This is a genomic window from Mucilaginibacter conchicola, from assembly GCF_003432115.1.
Lineage (GTDB): Bacteria > Bacteroidota > Bacteroidia > Sphingobacteriales > Sphingobacteriaceae > Mucilaginibacter > Mucilaginibacter conchicola.
In genome coordinates this window covers 401,620-420,086 of sequence record NZ_QWDC01000002.1, presented here as the reverse complement: position 1 = coordinate 420,086, position 18,467 = coordinate 401,620, and the positions used below count along the sequence as shown (strand labels likewise).

The 18,467-nt window shown below is 44.8% G+C and carries 17 protein-coding genes; 6 read left to right on the top strand and 11 right to left on the bottom strand.

Annotated elements, in window-relative coordinates; all coding sequences use genetic code 11:
• Window positions 1–14: 14 nt before the first annotated feature.
• The 4 genes from D0C36_RS11540 (at window position 15) to D0C36_RS11525 (ending at window position 3,399) form a co-directional block, all read left to right on the top strand.
• Entirely contained in the window at window positions 15–1,352 is a 1,338-nt protein-coding gene (locus tag D0C36_RS11540; RefSeq protein WP_117391785.1) for an efflux RND transporter periplasmic adaptor subunit, read from the top strand.
• Between the two features lie 252 nt (window positions 1,353–1,604).
• Window positions 1,605–2,612: an NAD(P)H-dependent glycerol-3-phosphate dehydrogenase gene (locus D0C36_RS11535; RefSeq protein WP_117391784.1), complete on the top strand. Its 1,008-nt coding sequence runs from the start codon at window positions 1,605–1,607 to the stop codon at window positions 2,610–2,612.
• A gap of 31 nt (window positions 2,613–2,643) precedes the next feature.
• Window positions 2,644–2,991: a hypothetical protein gene (locus D0C36_RS11530; RefSeq protein WP_117391783.1), complete on the top strand. Its 348-nt coding sequence runs from the start codon at window positions 2,644–2,646 to the stop codon at window positions 2,989–2,991.
• Between the two features lie 75 nt (window positions 2,992–3,066).
• Entirely contained in the window at window positions 3,067–3,399 is a 333-nt protein-coding gene (locus D0C36_RS11525; protein ID WP_117391782.1) for a hypothetical protein, read from the top strand.
• A gap of 95 nt (window positions 3,400–3,494) precedes the next feature.
• Here D0C36_RS11525 and D0C36_RS11520 read toward each other — a convergent pair whose 3' ends face one another.
• The 9 genes from D0C36_RS11520 to D0C36_RS11480 all read right to left on the bottom strand — a co-directional run bounded on the left by D0C36_RS11520 (window position 3,495) and on the right by D0C36_RS11480 (window position 12,235).
• A complete protein-coding gene (locus tag D0C36_RS11520) occupies window positions 3,495–5,327 on the bottom strand; it encodes a DEAD/DEAH box helicase (protein WP_117391781.1) in 1,833 nt (610 codons plus the stop codon).
• Window positions 5,328–5,486: 159 nt separating this feature from the next.
• The gene (locus D0C36_RS11515; protein WP_117391780.1) at window positions 5,487–6,281 is read right to left on the bottom strand and encodes an undecaprenyl-diphosphate phosphatase; all 795 of its coding nucleotides are present in this window, start codon (window positions 6,279–6,281) and stop codon (window positions 5,487–5,489) included.
• Entirely contained in the window at window positions 6,281–6,559 is a 279-nt protein-coding gene (locus tag D0C36_RS11510) for a DUF3098 domain-containing protein (protein WP_117391779.1), read from the bottom strand. The genes D0C36_RS11515 and D0C36_RS11510 overlap by 1 nt, the downstream gene beginning before the upstream one ends.
• An 82-nt stretch (window positions 6,560–6,641) precedes the next feature.
• Entirely contained in the window at window positions 6,642–7,520 is an 879-nt protein-coding gene (locus tag D0C36_RS11505; RefSeq protein WP_117391778.1) for a cell division protein FtsX, read from the bottom strand.
• A gap of 350 nt (window positions 7,521–7,870) precedes the next feature.
• On the bottom strand, window positions 7,871–8,995 hold the full coding sequence (gene lepB / locus D0C36_RS11500) for a signal peptidase I (RefSeq protein ID WP_117391777.1): 1,125 nt from the start codon (window positions 8,993–8,995) through the stop codon (window positions 7,871–7,873).
• Between the two features lie 30 nt (window positions 8,996–9,025).
• Window positions 9,026–9,775 carry a 4-hydroxy-tetrahydrodipicolinate reductase gene (gene dapB, locus D0C36_RS11495; RefSeq protein WP_117391776.1) on the bottom strand — a complete coding sequence of 250 codons (750 nt, stop codon included), beginning with the start codon at window positions 9,773–9,775 and terminating at the stop codon, window positions 9,026–9,028.
• 12 nt (window positions 9,776–9,787) lie between these two features.
• On the bottom strand, window positions 9,788–10,492 hold the full coding sequence (locus D0C36_RS11490; RefSeq protein ID WP_117391775.1) for a DUF5683 domain-containing protein: 705 nt from the start codon (window positions 10,490–10,492) through the stop codon (window positions 9,788–9,790).
• 10 nt (window positions 10,493–10,502) lie between these two features.
• Window positions 10,503–11,423, bottom strand: a complete 921-nt coding sequence (locus D0C36_RS11485) for a ParB/RepB/Spo0J family partition protein (RefSeq protein WP_117391774.1) — start codon at window positions 11,421–11,423, stop codon at window positions 10,503–10,505.
• 8 nt (window positions 11,424–11,431) lie between these two features.
• Window positions 11,432–12,235: a ParA family protein gene (locus D0C36_RS11480; RefSeq protein WP_117391773.1), complete on the bottom strand. Its 804-nt coding sequence runs from the start codon at window positions 12,233–12,235 to the stop codon at window positions 11,432–11,434.
• A gap of 284 nt (window positions 12,236–12,519) precedes the next feature.
• Between D0C36_RS11480 and D0C36_RS11475 the strand changes: the two genes are divergently transcribed.
• Window positions 12,520–13,041, top strand: a complete 522-nt coding sequence (locus D0C36_RS11475) for an NADPH-dependent FMN reductase (RefSeq protein ID WP_117391772.1) — start codon at window positions 12,520–12,522, stop codon at window positions 13,039–13,041.
• 7 nt (window positions 13,042–13,048) lie between these two features.
• On the opposite strand, the gene D0C36_RS11470 is transcribed toward D0C36_RS11475, so the two are convergent.
• Both D0C36_RS11470 and D0C36_RS11465 read right to left on the bottom strand, forming a co-directional pair.
• Window positions 13,049–14,986, bottom strand: a complete 1,938-nt coding sequence (locus D0C36_RS11470; protein WP_117391771.1) for a T9SS type B sorting domain-containing protein — start codon at window positions 14,984–14,986, stop codon at window positions 13,049–13,051.
• Between the two features lie 80 nt (window positions 14,987–15,066).
• Window positions 15,067–17,007: a gliding motility-associated C-terminal domain-containing protein gene (locus D0C36_RS11465; protein WP_117391770.1), complete on the bottom strand. Its 1,941-nt coding sequence runs from the start codon at window positions 17,005–17,007 to the stop codon at window positions 15,067–15,069.
• A 143-nt stretch (window positions 17,008–17,150) separates the two neighbouring features.
• Here D0C36_RS11465 and D0C36_RS11460 point away from each other — a divergent pair, with 143 nt between their 5' ends.
• Window positions 17,151–18,464 carry a PQQ-dependent sugar dehydrogenase gene (locus D0C36_RS11460; RefSeq protein WP_117391769.1) on the top strand — a complete coding sequence of 438 codons (1,314 nt, stop codon included), beginning with the start codon at window positions 17,151–17,153 and terminating at the stop codon, window positions 18,462–18,464.
• Window positions 18,465–18,467 lie beyond the last annotated feature (3 nt).

Genomic DNA, 18,467 nt, shown 5'->3' with positions numbered 1-18,467 from the left:
TTGATACTATAATCATGGGAAAAACTACTAAATATATTCTGATTGGCGTTGGCGCTTTTATTGTGCTGATGATAGTGCTGAAATCGGCAGGCATCATCGGTAAGCCGCAACTAACGCAGGTTGCAGTTGAGAAGGCCGAGAGCCGCGATATAAACGAGATGGTATCTGCCAGCGGTAAAATTAAACCACACGTAGCCGTAAAAATAAGCCCCGAGGTATCAGGCGAGGTAGTTGAGCTACCGATTAAAGAAGGCGATGTGGTAAAAAAGGGCCAGTTGCTGTGCCGCATCCGCCCGGATATCTTAAAATCGGGTTATGAGCGTGCTGTAGCTTCATACAATACACAAAAAGCAAGCGTAGGTAACTCTGCGCAAATGCTTAAACAATCTGAAGCCACTTTTGCCAACCAGGAAGCCACCTACAAACGTAGCAAGGAACTTTTTGATAAAAAAGTATTGACCATTGCCGAGTTTGACAAAGTTAAAGCTGATTACGAGGGGGCAAAAGCAGCTTTAGAGGCTGCCCGCCAAAACGTGGTAGGTTCAAAATTTGGTTTAGAGCAATCACAAGCTTCGGTTAAAGAGGCATCAGATAACCTGGCTAAAACCACTATCTATGCACCGGTTGATGGTGTGGTGTCAAAATTATCTATTGAGAAAGGTGAGCGCGTTTTAGGAACGCAGCAATTTGCCGGTACCGAGATCATGACCATATCTGACCTCAGCAAAATGGATGTTAATGTTGATGTGAACGAGAACGACATCAACCGTATCAACGTAGGTAATAATGCGCAGATTGAAGTGGATGCTTTCCAGGGTAAGAAATTCTCTGGTGAGGTGATAGAGATAGGTAGCTCGGCCAACGTAGTGGGTACCAATGCCGACCAGGTGACTAACTTTACGGTTAAAGTTCGCATCACTGCACAATCATACATGGATATCCTGAGAAAGAATGCCGAGAACCACTCGCCATTTCGTCCGGGGTTAACAGCTACAGTGGATATCAATACCAACCACGTAAAAGCGCTTTCGGTACCTATTCAGTCGGTAACTACCCGCGATGATAAAAAGAAAGATGCCGCACCTAAAAAGGATGACAGTTCTGACGATAAGAAATCAGCATCAGATGCGCCGGCTAAAGAGTATGTTTATGTACTGCAAGGCAATAAGGTGAAACAAGTTGAAGTAAAAACAGGCATACAGGATGATACCAATATCCAGATCATATCGGGCCTAAAAGGCGGCGAAGAAGTAGTGTCAGCGCCATTTGCGGCTATCTCTAAAACACTGAATGATGGTATGCTGGTAGAGAAGGTGGATAAATCAAAACTGTTTACTGACGCGAAGAAATAATTTGGTTTTATATATGAGTTTAAGAAGGACAGGATGAAGATCTTGTCCTTTTTTGTTTAACAAACAATGTCATTTCGAACGAGCAACAGCGAGGAGAAATCTTCTACTGTGTAAGTATCGCTTGCAGAAGTTTTCTCCTCGTACCTCGTTCGAAATGACAACATCAAGGCTCAAGACTATTAACCTCGCATATTTTCACTAATTTGCGGCACCGGCAAAACCAAATAGCCGGTAGGGACATTTATTCTATTAATGCTTAAGCAAACAAATAAAATTGCAGTTGTTGGCGGCGGAAGCTGGGCCACAGCCAATATCAAGATGCTTACCGACAATACCATCACCAAAGAAATCTCCTGGTGGATGCGTAATGCCGAAGCAGCAGACTATATCAAGAACTTTCGTCATAATCCGCACTATCTAAGTTCGGTTGAGATAAAACTGGAGCCCGGGAATATCGGCACCGAGTTAAAACCACTTATTGCTGATGCGGATTTCATATTATTGAACGTACCGGCAGCTTTCCTGAAAGAAGCATTAAGCGGTATCACGGCTGATGACCTGAAGGGAAAGAACATTGTATCGGCCATTAAAGGTATTGTGCCCGATGAGAACAAGATCATCGGCGAGTTTTTGCACGAGACCTATGGTATCCCGTTCGAGAAAATACTGGTGATAAGCGGCCCCTGCCACGCCGAAGAGGTAGCGCTGGAGAAGCTATCGTACTTAACCATAGCCTGCCAGGATACGGAATTAGCCGCAGTATTTGCCGGTATGCTGAGTACCCGTTATATTAAAACTGTAGTATCTGATGATATTTACGGTACCGAATATGGTGCTGTGCTAAAGAACGTTTATGCCATGGCCAGTGGTATCTGCCATGGTGTTGGTTACGGTGATAACTTCCAATCGGTACTGATATCAAATGCCATCCGCGAGCTGGAGCGCTTTGTAGATGTGGTACATCCTATCGACCGAGACATTAAAGAATCGGCTTACCTGGGCGACCTTTTGGTAACCGCCTACTCGCAGTTTAGCCGTAACCGTACCTTTGGTAATATGATAGGCAAGGGTTACACCGTTAAGTCGGCCCAGTTAGAGATGAATATGATTGCAGAGGGGTATTATGCAGTAAATTGCCTACACGAGGTAAATAAGCAATACAATGTAGAAATGCCTATTTGCGAGGCCGTTTACGCTATTCTGTACAAGAAAAGCCCGCCCGCTGTTGAAATGCAAAAACTGGCAGAGAAATTGAGTTAACATCAGTGTTAATTTAATCACAACATCTACCATGAAAAAGTTATTTAAAACAGCCCTGTTTGCAGCTTCGTTATTCGCGGCATCATCGGCTATGGCACAAACACATAAGGATACCACTTTAGGCCAAAAAGTTGGCACCACCGCCAAGAAAGGATGGAACGCTACTAAGAAAGCCGGCAGTGCCGTGGGCAATAAAACTGCTGAGCTGGCATCAAAAGGGGCATCGGCAGTGGCCGATAAAAAATATGATGAAAAGGTAGGCCCGCAAGGCCAAACCATTTACATCGATAAAAATTCGTATTACTATTACGTAAATAAAAAAGGCCACCACATTTATGTGCCAAAGGCCAAGCTGGTTGATAAGCCGGCCTCTAAATAAGAAACACTAGGAGTGTATTGTCTGTCCGTTCCCCGCAGCGGACGGACAAAGACACTTTTAAATACCTTTACCATATTGAAAACTTTCGCATTAGTATTTGTACACGTAACCGGTGCAGTAGTATTGGGCATGAGCGCCTGCCACACCAACCCAAAAACCGATAAGAGGCTGATTGGTACATGGAAATCTGAAGATAGTACCATAACGCTTAAAATAACCGATAAGCAGTTTACCATGGAAGATGGCGCATCGCCCATCCCCGAGGATTATTTTATGAAAGCCGATACCATCTTCACCTCGTTTGAAGGCAACCAGCCCTATACCAAATTTGTGATCAAAAAGCTGGATGAGCGTAACCTTAGCCTGGTAATGCCCGAGGATTCGGTAGCTGTAGAGTTTACCAAATAAAACAAAAGCCCCCCGGTGGAACGGAAGGCTTTGCAAAAAACAAAACTAAAAACAATGCCTTGCGGCGGTTAAACCGCAGGCATATTAAAACTAAACTAAAACCTTTTGCGGCGCTCCGGGCGATCTTCGCGGCGTTTGCCACTAAAATCACGGAAACCACCACCGCTATTGCCGCCACCGGCAAAGCTTTTCTCGCGGCGTTCGCCACCTTCGCGTCTGTCGCCACGGTAACCGCTTTCGCGTTTCTGGTAACCACCTTCGCGGCGGCCACCGCCACCACGGTTACTGCTGCTAACACCTTCGCCAGAGATCTCGATACGTACCGGACGGCCTTTAAAGTCAACGCCTTTAAAGTTGTTCATTACGTTATCTACATCGGCATTAACTACTTCAAAGAAAGAGTAAACACCTTTAACGTCAATTTTGCCAACATTACGACCTGTGATCTTAGCATTGTTGCAAATGTAACCCAGCAGGTCGCCGCGGTTAAACTCATCAACACTGCCTAAGTTAATAAACAGGCGTGTATATTCTGCACGCATGCCATCGCGGTTAAAACGATCACCTTGTGCGCCTTCTCTGCTGCGGAAATCATCTGCAGGAGCATTAAGGTCCGGTGCGTTTTGGTAGTACTCTAAGAAGCGGTTAAACTCAAGCGAAGCGAAACGTTTGATCACGTCCTCTTTGCTCATATCAGCAAACTCATCCATAATACGCGGGATGTATTGCTCAATCTGCTCCTCGTTAACTTCTACGTTGTGTACTTTGTGTACAAGAGCAAAAAGTTGTTTCTCGCAAACATCAAAACCAGATGGAATTTCAGCTTTGATGAACTTTTTACCAATAACACGTTCTATCTGACGGATCTTGCCCAGCTCTTTGCTGTTTACGATAGAGATAGATACACCACTTTTGCCTGCACGTGCAGTACGGCCGCTACGGTGGGTATAGTTCTCAATCTCGTCAGGTAATGAGTAGTTAATAACGTGTGTTACGTTGTTAACGTCGATACCACGTGCGGCAACGTCAGTAGCAATTAACAATTGCAGGCTGCGCTCGCGGTAGCGTTTCATTACTTTATCGCGTTGTTGCTGCGAAAGGTCGCCGTGTAAAGAGTCGGCATTGTAACCGTCTTTAATAAGGGCTTCGGCAATTTCCTGAGTTTCAATTTTGGTACGGCAAAATACGATACCAAAGATCTCGGGGTTGTTATCAACAATGCGTTTAAAGGCAGCGTATTTATCACGGGCTCGTACTACATAGTACTCGTGCTCGATATTTTGGTTACCTGTATTTTTGGTGCCCATGGTTAACTCAAAAGGGTTATCCATGTATTTTTTGGCAATTCTTCTTACCTCTGCAGGCATAGTGGCCGAAAACAGCCAGGTCTTTTTCTCGTCGGGGGTGGTTGATAAAATACTGTCAATATCCTCCTGGAAGCCCATGTTGAGCATCTCATCTGCCTCATCTAATACAACGTATTTGATATGCGAAAAGTCGATCGCATTACGGTTGATGATGTCCAACATACGGCCAGGTGTGGCTACAACAACCTGCACACCACGACGGATCTGACGTAGTTGGTCGCTGATGCTTGCACCGCCATAAACGGCAACAACATGTACGTTGTTCATTTTTTTGGCGTAGTTGTTTATGTCTTTCGCGATCTGTAAACAAAGTTCGCGTGTTGGGCATAAAACAAGAGCCTGCGGATGATTTTCTTCGAAATCTAATAGTTCTAATAACGGCAGTCCAAAGGCAGCTGTTTTACCGGTCCCGGTTTGGGCTAATCCGACAAAATCGTTGCTGCCTGTTAACAATACCGGGATTGACTGTTCCTGGATTGGAGTAGGATTTTCAAATCCTAATTCAGAGATGGCATTAACAATATCATGACGGATTCCCAGTTCAATAAATGGGTTGTTCATGAATTAAAATAACGAATCTGGCAACATCGCCAAATCGGGTGCAAAGGTAGGTTTAATTATTGGCAATTCAAACATTAATCATCAATTAAAAAAGGATGACTTTGGGATTGCAATTCTGAAGTGTAAAAAACAGAAAATCAGGAAGATAAAACTGGGTGATTATATGATCTCGAGGTTGTGCCCGGTCATGTACAGGATGATGATAACGCCGCCAACTAATATGCGGTACCAGCCAAACAGCTTAAAGCCGCGTTTCTCAAGAAAAGTGATAAACGTTTTAATAGCTAATAAAGCCACGATGAAAGCAATGGCGTTACCGATAGCTAATAGTTTGATCTCATCACCGGTGAAGGTGTGGCCCTCTTTATAGAAATCGTAAAGTTTTTTGGCTGTAGCGGCGAACATGGTAGGCACTGCCAAAAAGAAGGAGAACTCTGCAGCCGCCTTACGGCTAAGCTTTTGTGCCATACCACCTACAATGGTAGCAGCCGAGCGGGATGTGCCCGGTATCATGGCCAAACACTGGAACAGGCCTATTTTAAAAGCTGTTGGATAATCAACTGCTTTTTCTTCCTTAACCGCGGGTTGATTGAACCATTTGTCTACAAACAGTAAGATTATACCGCCTATAAAAAGGGTAATCCCTACGGTAAGCGCGCTCTCTAAAAGCTCATCTATTTTTTTACTGAACAGCAAACCGAAAACCGCAGCAGGGATAAAAGCAACAAGCAGCTTAAAGTAAAAATCGAGGGTCTGGAAAAAGCGTTTCCAGTATAACACGATAACCGAAAGAATAGCGCCCAACTGTATAGCAATGGTAAATAGCTTAACAAAATCGTTAGCGGCAATACCCATTACAGATGAAGCGATGATCATGTGGCCGGTTGATGATACCGGCAAAAACTCGGTTAGCCCTTCAATTATGGCAAGGACTATTACGTGTATAATGTTCATTACTTAGCGGCAGGCTTCTTAAGGATAGCGTAAAAACCTAAGCCGAAACCGGCCAATACCACTATTGGGGCAATAACAATTTTAGTGGTGCTGTAAATATCGGTAGTGCCGCTCATCAGCACAAAACCTAAAGCTACTACAGCAATGCTGATGATTAACCACATGTAATTATCCTTGCTGAACACAAATTGCACAGGTATAGTATTAACAGGTGCTTCTGTAGTTTTAGCCGCAGGTGTTGCGGCTTTACCTGTTGTTTTTGTTTCTCTTAATGCCATCTTTTTAATGAGTGAATGAGTGAGGGATTGAATGAGCAAAGGTTGCAAATACTAATGACTCAATGATCCAATGACTCAATGATTATCTGTATAGATCGTATATTTTTAAACGTAAAAATTTGTTAACTGCCAGGAACGTGCTAAAACCCGAGATAAATATGCCGATAGCTATTACGGCTATAAACACAAAGCCAAATTCTACGGGGTTTTGTAGTATCACAAGGTCTGGTATTTGCTGGTTGGCAAAGTACAGGGTGCCTACCAATATCACAATAGCTATTAGTGCGCCCAGCAGGCCATGCCATAAACCGTAAAGCAAGAAAGGTTTGCGAATGAATCCTTTTGTTGCGCCTACCAACTGCATAGATTTGATTAAAAAGCGTTGCGAGTAGATTGCTAAACGGATAGTGTTATTGATCAGCGCAACTGACAGTACCACAAATATACCCGCGAAAACTACGATGATTAGGCTGATAGAGGTGATGTTAGAGTTCATCTGGTCAACCAGCGATTGCTGGTATTTAACCTCTTTAACCAGTTTGTTTTTCAGCAGGTCGGCTTTAAATTTATCGATGCCGGCGTTGTTAGCGTAATCGGCCTTCAGGTAAATATCTAATGATTGCGAAAGCGGGTTATAGCCCAAAAACTTCACGAAATCTTCGCCAAGGTCTTTTTGCAGGTTGCGTGCAGCAAGCTCTTTACTCACATACTGGGTTTGCTTAACCATGGGGTTAGTATCCAGTGTTTTTTGCAGCTGTAGTACATCGGTCTCGTGGGCTGAGTCATCCATGAAGATGTTGAGCACGATGTTTTCTTTTACATAGCGCGATAGGTTATTGGCGTGTACCAATATCAGCCCTAAAAGGCCAACCATCAGTAAAACCATAGCAATACCAAATACGGTTGAAATGTATATCGTTTTGGTTTTTCTTGCCGATGCGCTTGCTTCAAATTCTTCCATGTGCCGTTTTTAGATGTGAGATATGAGATGTGGGTATCGAGACAGCCGCATCTAACGCTCAGTTTGCGAAATTAACAAACCAGTTATAAAGGTAAAAGTTTATCGCTGATAATTAACAATATTTAACGGGAATGTGGATGATGGATGCACGACCCTAAGCCCCATGTCATTTCGAACGGGCGACAGCAAGGAGAACCGTAACGAAAGTGGAGCTCATCGAAGATAAATCTTGTTGGATAAGACAAGTGGCCACTTAGTATTAATAACAGGATTTCTCACTATCGTTTGAAATGACATGGTGTTAAGTGCAATAAAAAAGGCCCCGCTGCAACAGCGGGGCCTTTAAATTCTTAGTGGATACCCATAAACAACCGGCTCCAACGTATCTTGTGGAAGAAGGATGCGTTATCGTCCCAGCTCATCCAAACAAATAGCGCCTTGCCCACAATGTGGTCCTCTGGTACAAAACCCCAGTAGCGCGAGTCGGCAGAGTCGTGGCGGTTATCGCCCATCATCCAGTAGTAGTTCATTTTAAAGGTATAGGTGGTGGCCTCTTTGTCATTAATAAATACTTTGCCGTTCTCTATCCTCAGTTTGTTGCCTTCGTACACCTCAATGGCGCGGCCGTAAACCGGCATGGTAAGGCTATCTAAGGTAACCGTCCATCCTTTTTTAGGGATAATAATAGGGCCAAAGTTATCTACGTTCCAATCAAAATCTTTGTTTTTAGGGCTTAGCTTATATTTTGGATAAGCCGCCGGGAATACAGGATAAAACGGATCGGCAATGCCGGGTTGTTTAACATTTGGGGTAACCGATTTTACCCCGCTAATGCCTCGTACCTGTTTAGCCACATCATTGGTCATGGTTGGCAGCGCACCATCGTAGGTTGATACGCCAAGATCAGCAAACACCTCGGGGTTTATAGCAACCCCTTTTGTATCAACGTTATAATCAATCTGCTCGCCCGGTGGGTTTGGTGCGGCTTTACCGTTTACATAAACCTGCGCGTTTATCAACCTTACGGTATCACCGGGCGCTCCCTGGCAACGTTTAATATAATTTTCGCGTTTATCAACCGGCCTAAAGTACGGCGAATCGGCTTCCATAGGGTAGTTAAATACCACCACATCGCCTTTCTTAACATCGCCTAAACCAGGCAGGCGGTAGTAAGGCAGTTTAACACCGTCCCAATAAGCTTTGGTGCCAATAATAGGCATGGTATGGTGCGCAAACGGGAATGATATAGGTGTAATAGGCGTGCGGGCGCCATAGTTAACCTTGCTCACAAATAGAAAATCGCCAACCAGCAAAGAGCGCTCCATTGAAGGTGTTGGGATGGTGTAAGCCTCAATAAAAAGCGTACGGATAAGCGTAGCGGCAACAACAGCAAAAATGATGGCTTCGGTCCACTCGCGGCCGGCGCTTTTCTTTTTGCCTTTATCTTTTTTCTTTCTCCAGAATTTCCAGTTCATTATTTATGTATTGTGCAGCAAGATATATTACTACTTATTAAAATCAAACATCTCCTCAATAGAGTGGAAGCCTTTTTTATCTTTTATCCATTCGGCAGCAAGTACCGCACCCAGGGCAAAGCCGTTACGGTTGTGGGCAGTATGCTTAAACTCTATGGTATCAACCTCAGAATCGTAAATTACGGTATGGGTACCCGGTACGCTCTCGATACGTAACGATTCTATCAGTACTTCGTTTGCCGGGGTAACTTCGGTATTAGGATGGTCATCGCCTACCAAAACATTTTTCCAGTTTTGCTTGGCATCAAGGCTATCAATTATACCTTCGGCTATGGTTATGGCCGTACCGCTTGGCGAATCGAGCTTCTGGGTATGGTGTATCTCCTCTACCTGTACCTCGTAGTACGGGTAGTTGTTCATGATACGGGCCAGCAGTTTATTTACGTGGAAAAAGATGTTTACACCTACGCTAAAATTAGTGCCATAAATAAGCGATGCTTTGTTAAACTCGCATTGCTCTTTTATTTGCTCCATCTCGTTATGCCAGCCGGTGGTGCCCACAACTATAGGCACACCTGCACTAAAGCAAAGCTCAATATTACTTAATACTGTTGATGGTGTACTGAATTCGATAGCTACATCTGCCTTCTGCAGGTTTTCGGCGGTTAATTCGTCGGTATTATCCCGGTCAATTTTCAGGACTATTTCGTGCTGGCGGCTTAGGGCAATTTGCTCAATCATTTTGCCCATTTTGCCATAGCCTAACAGTGCTATCTTCATCTGTGTAAGTGTTTATAGGGCAAAAGTAACTTTTAATCCGGGAATATAAGAACCCATTGATGTTGCTGCGTACATGGGCTGATTAATAAGGGCCGGGCTTATTTTAAATGATAGGTTATCGTCAACCGTATATGAGCTGATGAATTTAGCCTCGATATATGCTTCAACCGTTTGTACACCCCAAACCAATAATACACTTAAAATACTGATCTGGAAGTTACGCTGATAATTACTTGCAGCTTCCTGTAATTGGGTGGCATTAACGCTGGCGTATCGTTCTACTTCCGTTGCGTATTTTTGAGATTCGGCGTAATACCTATCGCCTGGCTTAAAGTCCTCTAAGGGTTTGCCCGTGTTTTTGATGCGCGTAAGCGCCAAAAACATCTGGTAATTTTTATGACTATCAACGATAGAATACCCCAGGGCACCTAAGCCTGCGTAGATGGCAGGTATTTTCCACCAGGCACCTTTTTTATTGTACAATTGCCCCCATCCCGGTATAAATAACGATCGTTTTACAGCAAGGCTTGGGCTGTGCGTACTATCAGGGTGGTAGGTTGGCTCTTTCTTTATCTTGGGTTTAAATGCCTCTTGCTTAGGGTTAGCTTTGGGTATAGTATCGGCATTAACTTTTGCTGCCACCGTATCGGCTGTTTGGGCCGTGGCAAGTGTTACAAACCCCAGGAAAAATACGGTAGCAAAAAGTTTCTTGATCATGTGATGTTGGTTACCAATCCAGCATTTCCAATATACGGCCCAGATCGTCTTCGGATAAGAACGGTATTTCTATCGATCCATTGCCCTGGCTGTTAACTTTTAAACGCACCTTGGTGCTGAATTTTGAAGCCAGATCGTCTTGCACCTTTTTAAGCTGGTAAGAAAGCTCCTCGGGTTGTTTACCTTCTTTTTTAACAGGTGCTTTTTGTATCTCGCGAACCAACTCCTCGGCCTTGCGTACCGATAGCTCGTTCTTGATGATCTGTTGATGGATGTATAGCTGTGCAGCAGGGTCTTCAACAGCTAATAAAGCTTTGGCGTGGCCCATGCTTATCTCGTTATCGCGCAGAGATGCTTGTATGCTTGGCGGTAATTTTAATAACCTTAAATAGTTGGTAACGGTAGAGCGGTTTTTGCTTACGCGATCGCCAAGTTCTTCCTGCTTAAGGCTACATTCGTCTATCATGCGCTGAAAGCTGAGGGCTACCTCAATAGCATTGAGGTTTTCGCGCTGGATGTTCTCTATTAGTGCCATCTCCAGCATTTGCTGGTCATTGGCTGTGCGTATGTAAGCCGGTATCTGGGTTAAGCCCGCCAGTTTTGATGCACGTAACCTGCGCTCGCCTGATATCAATTGGTAAGCATGCGCGCTCATTTTGCGCACGGTGATAGGCTGTATTAATCCTTGCAGTTTAATAGATGCAGAAAGATCTGCCAGTGCCTGCTCGTCAAACTCGGTACGTGGCTGAAAAGGGTTAACCTCGATCTCGCTTATCTTTATCTCGTTGATAGAGCCAAGGCTATCCACCTCTGATACAGGGCGTGGTACGCTCTGCCTTGCTTCGTTATTTTTATTAGGAAGTACGCTCGGGGTATCATTCAATAAAGCACTAAGGCCTTTACCCAAAGCGTTTCTTTTCTCGTTACTCATAAATTAAATTAAGCGGTTACGGTAGTAGCCATTTCTTCGTCTTTAACCAAACCGTTCTTGCGGATGATCTCGCGGGCAAGGTTAAGGTAATTCACCGCGCCTTTGCAGTTTGCATCATGCATAATTACTGATACGCCAAAGCTTGGCGCCTCGCTTAAGCGGGTGTTACGCTGTATAATGGTATCAAACACCATATCTTCAAAGTGAGTGCGTACCTCATCAACCACCTGGTTTGACAGGCGAAGCCTTACATCGTACATAGTTAACAATATACCCTCAACTGCCAACTGCGTATTTAAGCGCGATTGTACAATTTTGATAGTATTTAACAATTTACCCAAGCCCTCTAACGCAAAATACTCGCACTGTACCGGGATAATAACCGAATCGGCAGCGGTTAACGCGTTAATGGTGATCAAACCCAGGGATGGAGAACAGTCAATAATGATGAAATCATACTCATCACGTACGCTGTCTAAAACCGCTTTCATTTTGTATTCGCGGCTTTCCATATTTATCATCTCTATCTCGGCACCTACCAGGTCAATATGGGCAGGCAGCAGATCAAGGTTTGGGGTATCTGTTTTCTGAATAGCATCATGAGGATTTATATCATTGATGATGCACTCATATATACTGTTTTTGATATTGCGGGGGTCGAAACCTATGCCAGAGGTTGAGTTGGCCTGCGGATCGGCATCAACCAATAAGGTTTTAAATTCCAATACGGCCAGGCTCGCTGCAAGATTTATAGATGATGTAGTTTTTCCAACGCCACCTTTCTGATTGGCTAATGCAATAATTTTACTCATTCTGTATCTCCAAAAAATTATATAATCTGCGGTTTATTATCAACGAAAAACAGGAACAGAAATTTTTATGTTTGTACTGTTTTTTAATCCGCCGCTAAAGATACGGATTAAAACTATTGAGAAATTAACAGTTTTGCCAACTTACAAACATATTTGGGGTTGGGAGATTAGAGATTGGAGAATAGAGATTAAACTTGCATGTAATTTATTTACAGCAATATGTGAAAGATCCAATCGCAATAGAAGCTAATCTCCAATCACAAATCTCTATTCTATGACAAAAAATGGTCACCATCATAGCATCAACAAACCGCCCCGGAAGTTCAACTTTAAAATTGGCCCAATACTACCAGAAACAATTAGCTGCAAAAGGATTGGAGACCAATCTTTTCTCGTTGCTCGACTTGCCCGGCAGTTTAATTGAAACAGACCTTTATGGCAAACGTAGCGAGGCTTTTACACCAATACAGGAGATGATTGCCGCTACTGAAAAATTCCTGTTCATTATTCCCGAGTACAACGGCAGTTTTCCGGGGGTATTAAAGGTTTTTGTGGATGCCTGCAGCTTTCCGCAAAGCTTTTATGATAAGAAGGCAGCGTTGGTTGGCCTGTCATCAGGCAGGTATGGTAACATTAGGGGGATAGATCATTTTACCGGCGTATGCCATTATCTTAACCTGCATGTAATGCCCTTAAAGCTTCACATCCCATCCATTCGTACCGAGATGGATGCTGATGGTAACCTTATTAAAGAAGATACGCTGAAATACACCAACGAGCAGATAGAAAAGTTCATCAAATTTTAAGTGAGACCTACCTCATCAACAGTACCCAGCCTTTTAAAGGCGCCGTGCCGTTTTTCAGGTCGATGACATAGTAGTATGTACCCACCGGCAAATTGGTGCCATTTAATTTGCCATCCCAAGGCGTGCTGTAACCCCTGCTAAAAAATACCTGTTTACCGTTACGGTCGTAAACAGCGGTGGTGCTTTCGGGGTAGGTAAACAAGGCCTCTATATTCCAGAGATCATTAACTCCATCGCTATTGGGCGAAAATGAGTTGCGCACCACCACTTTTTTATACACCCGCACAAAAACAGTTTTCTGAACCGGGCCGCAAGTGGCTGATGTTGCGTTTAGCGTATAAGTAATATCATCAGTTGGTGTTACCTTTGGCGTAAGCGAACCTGCATTTTCCATATTTGTTACAGGGCTCCAGCTAAAGCCGGTAATATCGCCGGTGATGCTGCCATCTAATACCACCGATTGTCCTTCAAAAATAGCTTTATTACTTCCGGCGCTTACAACCGGTATTTTGTTAACGGTTATTGTAACTTCTGCGGTATTATCGCAACCATTGGCATTGGTTGCGGTAAGCGTATAGGTAGTTGTCTCAGCAGGTGACGCAAAGGGGGCAGGCGAGTTTGGATCTGATAACCCGGCTGCAGGCAACCAACTGAATTTTATGGCACCCGGTGCGGTAGATGCTAATGAGGTGCCGCTGCCTTCGCATATTGTGGTTTCTGCAGCTGATGCTGTTACTACGGGCCTCTCGGTAACAGTTACGTTTACCGTTTGCGGCGTTATACAACCTGCGGCAGATATCACATCAACATGATATTCGCCGGCATCAGCAAAAGTTACATTATCAACCACTAAGGGATTTACAAATGCACCTGCTGCGGGTAAGTTTGGCCCCGTCCATTTATAGTTAGCGCCGCCGGCCGCGGTTAATACCAGCTTATCGCCCTCGCAAATAGGTGTATCATGTAATTGCGGTGGGTTGGGGTAACTGCTCACTTTTACATCAACCGTGTTAGAATACACGCGGCAATGCATTGATGAGATCTTATCGCCCTCGGCTGTACCCAGGCGGTACTGGTAATCGCCAACTTGCGCGTTAGTGAACTCAATATGTAAATTAACAGATTCTTCGCCAGGCATATCTACCCAGCCCGCACCATCATTAAAATTACGCTGCCATTGGTACCTGGTATTTGCTGTTGCTCCATCAGGCACCGCTTTAATATCGTAGGTAGCCGCAGAGCCTACACACAAATCCTGTTGGGTGGTTACGGTAGTTGCGCCATCAAAATTGGCCTGCACCACCGGGCCGTAAGCTCTAAAAGCGATATCATCAAGCACAAGGTCGTTACCAACTAAACCGTTGGCGTTATTAAATATTTTAACCACAACGGCATCAATGCCGGGTGGGATAGTTACTATGGTTGATACTTTTTGCCAGTAGTTAGGGTCGGCTGTTTCATAAATTGGCCCGGTGTTAATAGATTGGCCTATCTGTACGCCGTCAGTGGTCTCAATTTTAAAAGTAAGATCGGGTTTAGAGTGCGAACCGGCGTATGCAGGCAATACCAGGTTTTTAACATAGGCAGAAAACTCATAAGTGGTACCGCTACATAATAGAGGCGGCGTTTCCTGGCTGTAGAACAGCCCCGGTTCTGTAGAGGCATCTATGATCATCATGTAGCCATCATTGCCTGTGTGATCTTTGGTTAAAGTATGCCAGGTATCATGGCAGCCGCCTTCGGTTTTTGCGAGCGCGTAATAGCCCGAGGCGGGGCAGCTACCACCAATGTAAAGGTAAGAGGTGGTAGGGTAATGAGGCGAACCGCCCGAGCCAAAATCTTCCTGTACAACAGGGTCGCCCAAACTACCGGTTGGTGTTTGCGCCCGGGCTTTGCTGCATAACAGCAGGCACAGGAATAATAACAGCCTAAAATTCAATTGCATAGGGAAAGCCGTAAAACGGCAGGCATCAAAAATATACCTTTTTTGCAAAGTTGAGCATGCCTTATGTAACGTTTTTATGATCAGCGGATCAGCAACACCCAGCCGGAGAGTTTTGAAAGATTGTTTTTACGGTCGATAAGGTAATAATAAGTGCCGGGCGGTAACTGTTTATTGCCATAGTTACCATTCCATTGCCTGGCATCCCCAACCGTGCGGAATACCTCCTCCCCGCTGCGAGTGTAAACAGTTAGCACACTCTCGGGGTAGGTGTTCAGTTTTTCAATGCGCCATATATCGTTAACGCCATCGGCATTGGGCGAGAAGCTGTTTGGGATAACCAGTTTTTTAAACACTTTTACCTTTACCTGGTCCTGTACCTCGCCACATAACGGCGATTGCACATGCAAAGTGTAAACAACATCATCATGCGGGTTAATGGTTGGTGTAAGCGATGTTGGGTCTTTCATATCATCAGATGGAGTCCAGAAATAGGTTATCTGGCTACCTTTGGCAGATCCCTGCAACTTTATCGGCTTATCTTCTTCCATACCCAGGTCGGGGCCTGCATTGGCAACGGGCCTGTCTAATACGGTAACTTTTACGCTTCGTTCCCTCACACAGCCACCGTTGCTAACAGCTAAAGTATATTCGGTAGTTACTGATGGGCTGGCAATTGGTTTTGCCACATCGTCATGGTCTAACCCGGTTGATGGTGTCCATTTAAAAGTAGTGCCTTCGTTTACGCCTATCTGCACGCTTTCGCCTTGGCATATAACGGGTTGGGTATCCATTATTATGGGGTTAAACGGCGGGTACACCCTAACTTCGGTTTGGGTGGTTATAGAGCAGCCATCTTTTGATATGGTTACCACATACGTGCCTTCATAACTTTTATCGGCACTTAAGGCAACATCAAGCCTGTGCGCTGTAGAGTGCGAACCATCAGGCAATGTCCAGTAATAATCAGAGCCGCCTTCGGCATTTATGGATAAAACATCGCCCTCGCAAAAACCGGTGATAGGCGGCATATCATAAACAGGGTTCCTCTCTACTGTAATTGATATAGGCTCTGAAAATGTTTGGCAGTTTTTAGAAACACCCGGCGCGCTCAGCACGCCAACCCTAAACTCGTATTTGCCCCTCGGCGGGTTCTGAAACTCGGCGGCTAAGGTAAGCGTGGCAGAAGTTTTCCCGGGCATATCTAACCAGCCCTGCTTATTAAAATTAAATTGCCATTGATATTGCGGCGTGGCAAGGCTGTGCGCAAAAGCTTTCAGTATATAAACTTTGCCACCATCGTTTAAACAATGCATAATGCTTTTGGGGCCGGTAGTAGTATTTAGCCCGGCATCTATCACAGGCCCGTAGGGTTTAACGGTAATATCATCCATGGCAAAATCATTACCAACGGTGCCTGTTAGCGCATTGTTTTCAAGGATAATCATTACATCACTGCCATCAACAGGAGCATTAAAGTCTACAAAAAATTCATTAAAGCTATCCGATGTTATTGACATTGCCTGGTTTGCCAGCACCGCCCCTGTACTTACCGATTTTACGATGAAGCGGATACTTGGATTAACATAACCATCGGGGCGGGGCATGCCGATGTAGATATTAGTGATAAACGCAGCAAACTTATACTTTGCACCTGCACAAAAGCTGCTGCCGCTAATTTGCCGGTGATAGTAAGCTACGGGCTTGTTATTGCCGTTAACCATCATCAGGTAACCATAGGGGTTGGTATCGCTATGGTCAAAATTGATGGTTTTAAAAGTATCGCCAAAGCAATTGGATGAAGTATTAAGGATAAGATAGGCACCATCGGCCGGGCACCTGGCTGTGGCACTGCCTGACGGCATATCTGTTAAAGTACCTGAGAGCGCCGGCCCAACCGGCGAATAAGCTGTACCGTGGCCAAAATCCTCGTTCACAACGGGGTCGCCAAGGCTTTGGGCCTTTGCTTTAACAATAAATGCAAGAAATAGCGTAATTAACGCAAGTTTGTAAAAGGTTTGCATTGGTGCAGCCGGCAGACGACTAAATCAAATATAAACTTAGCGCACCGCATTTACAAGCGCCCCGGGCATAATAGGTTATGGGACGGATAATTATCAAACAAAAACATTAATTAAAATGTTATTAATTTAACTAAAAATCTGCCATGAAATACCAATTTACCTATATTGCTGCTGCAACTTTGCTGCTTACTGCATGTGAGCAAAAAAAGCCCGATCCGGCTAAGGCCGATAGCGTGGCCACCACTGAGCAGGAAGTAAAGTTACCGGCACCTTATGAGACCAAGGCTGTTAAAAATTATTGCAACGTGATAGGTTGGCCTGCCGGCAAAACGCCTGTTGCCCCTGCTGGGTTTAAGGTAAGTTTGTTTGCCGATTCATTAAAAAACCCACGTAATATTTATGTAGCCGCTAACGGCGATATCTTCATATCCGAAGCCAACACCGAAGCCCGCGGCGTAAAAAAACTGGGTGCCAAAGTGCTGGGCATTGCCGCATCGCAAAATTTAGGTAAGAGTGCCAACCAGATCACTTTGCTGCGCGATACCGACGGCGATGGCAAGATAGATTTCCGCGGCGTGTTCCTTGATAAACTGAATCAACCTTACGGGATGCTTATCCTCGGCAACTCGTTTTACGTAGCTAATACTGATGGCCTTTGGAAGTATGACTATAAGCCGGGCCAGGATAAAATAACCGCACCCGGCAAAATGATATTATCGCTACCTGCGGGTGGCTATAACAACCACTGGACACGTAACATTCACGCTAATGCCGATGGTAGTAAGATCTACGTAGCAGTAGGCTCGGGTACCAACGTTGCCGAGCACGGACTGGACGTGGAAAAACGCCGTGCTGATATCCTGGAGATAAACCCCGATGGCAGCGGCGAACGTGTATATGCGAGTGGCTTACGCAACCCTGCGGGGATAGATCTGCAGCCGGGCACCGGTACACTCTACGCTGCCGTTAACGAGCGCGACGACCTTGGGGACGACCTGGTGCCCGATTACCTCACCAGTGTTAAAGAAGGTGGCTTTTACGGTTGGCCATGGGCGTACTTTGGCCAACACGAAGACCCGCGTTTGGAAGTTAAACGCCCCGATATGGTAAAGAAAACCCTCGTGCCGGATCTGTCACTCGGCCCGCATACTGCTTCCTTAGGGTTAAAGTTCTATGATGCTGCGGCTTTCCCGGCTAAATATAAAGATGGTGCGTTCATTGGCCAGCATGGTTCATGGAACCGCTCTGTACTATCAGGCTATAAAGTATTGTTTGTGCCTTTTGCCAACAATAAAATAAGCAATAAGCCGGAAGATTTCCTGACGGGATTTATTGCAAATGCAGATAAGAAAGAAGTTTACGGCAGGCCGGTAGGTATTGCGGTAACCAAAGATGGTTCGCTGCTGGTTGCCGATGATGCCAGCAACCGTGTATGGCGGGTGAGTGTAGCTAAATAATTG

Bases quoted from the DNA above. Each gene is read 5' to 3' on its own strand.
- D0C36_RS11480 (WP_117391773.1), bottom strand. From the start codon at position 12,235: ATGAGTAAAATTATTGCATTAGCCAATCAGAAAGGTGGCGTTGGAAAA.
- lepB (WP_117391777.1), bottom strand. From the start codon at position 8,995: ATGAACTGGAAATTCTGGAGAAAGAAAAAAGATAAAGGCAAAAAGAAA.
- dapB (WP_117391776.1), bottom strand. From the start codon at position 9,775: ATGAAGATAGCACTGTTAGGCTATGGCAAAATGGGCAAAATGATTGAG.
- D0C36_RS11535 (WP_117391784.1), top strand. From the start codon at position 1,605: ATGCTTAAGCAAACAAATAAAATTGCAGTTGTTGGCGGCGGAAGCTGG.
- D0C36_RS11530 (WP_117391783.1), top strand. From the start codon at position 2,644: ATGAAAAAGTTATTTAAAACAGCCCTGTTTGCAGCTTCGTTATTCGCG.
- D0C36_RS11510 (WP_117391779.1), bottom strand. From the start codon at position 6,559: ATGGCATTAAGAGAAACAAAAACAACAGGTAAAGCCGCAACACCTGCG.
- D0C36_RS11460 (WP_117391769.1), top strand. From the start codon at position 17,151: ATGAAATACCAATTTACCTATATTGCTGCTGCAACTTTGCTGCTTACT.
- D0C36_RS11490 (WP_117391775.1), bottom strand. From the start codon at position 10,492: ATGATCAAGAAACTTTTTGCTACCGTATTTTTCCTGGGGTTTGTAACA.
- D0C36_RS11515 (WP_117391780.1), bottom strand. From the start codon at position 6,281: ATGAACATTATACACGTAATAGTCCTTGCCATAATTGAAGGGCTAACC.
- D0C36_RS11540 (WP_117391785.1), top strand. From the start codon at position 15: ATGGGAAAAACTACTAAATATATTCTGATTGGCGTTGGCGCTTTTATT.
- D0C36_RS11470 (WP_117391771.1), bottom strand. From the start codon at position 14,986: ATGCAATTGAATTTTAGGCTGTTATTATTCCTGTGCCTGCTGTTATGC.
- D0C36_RS11485 (WP_117391774.1), bottom strand. From the start codon at position 11,423: ATGAGTAACGAGAAAAGAAACGCTTTGGGTAAAGGCCTTAGTGCTTTA.
- D0C36_RS11465 (WP_117391770.1), bottom strand. From the start codon at position 17,007: ATGCAAACCTTTTACAAACTTGCGTTAATTACGCTATTTCTTGCATTT.
- D0C36_RS11520 (WP_117391781.1), bottom strand. From the start codon at position 5,327: ATGAACAACCCATTTATTGAACTGGGAATCCGTCATGATATTGTTAAT.
- D0C36_RS11475 (WP_117391772.1), top strand. From the start codon at position 12,520: ATGGTCACCATCATAGCATCAACAAACCGCCCCGGAAGTTCAACTTTA.
- D0C36_RS11505 (WP_117391778.1), bottom strand. From the start codon at position 7,520: ATGGAAGAATTTGAAGCAAGCGCATCGGCAAGAAAAACCAAAACGATA.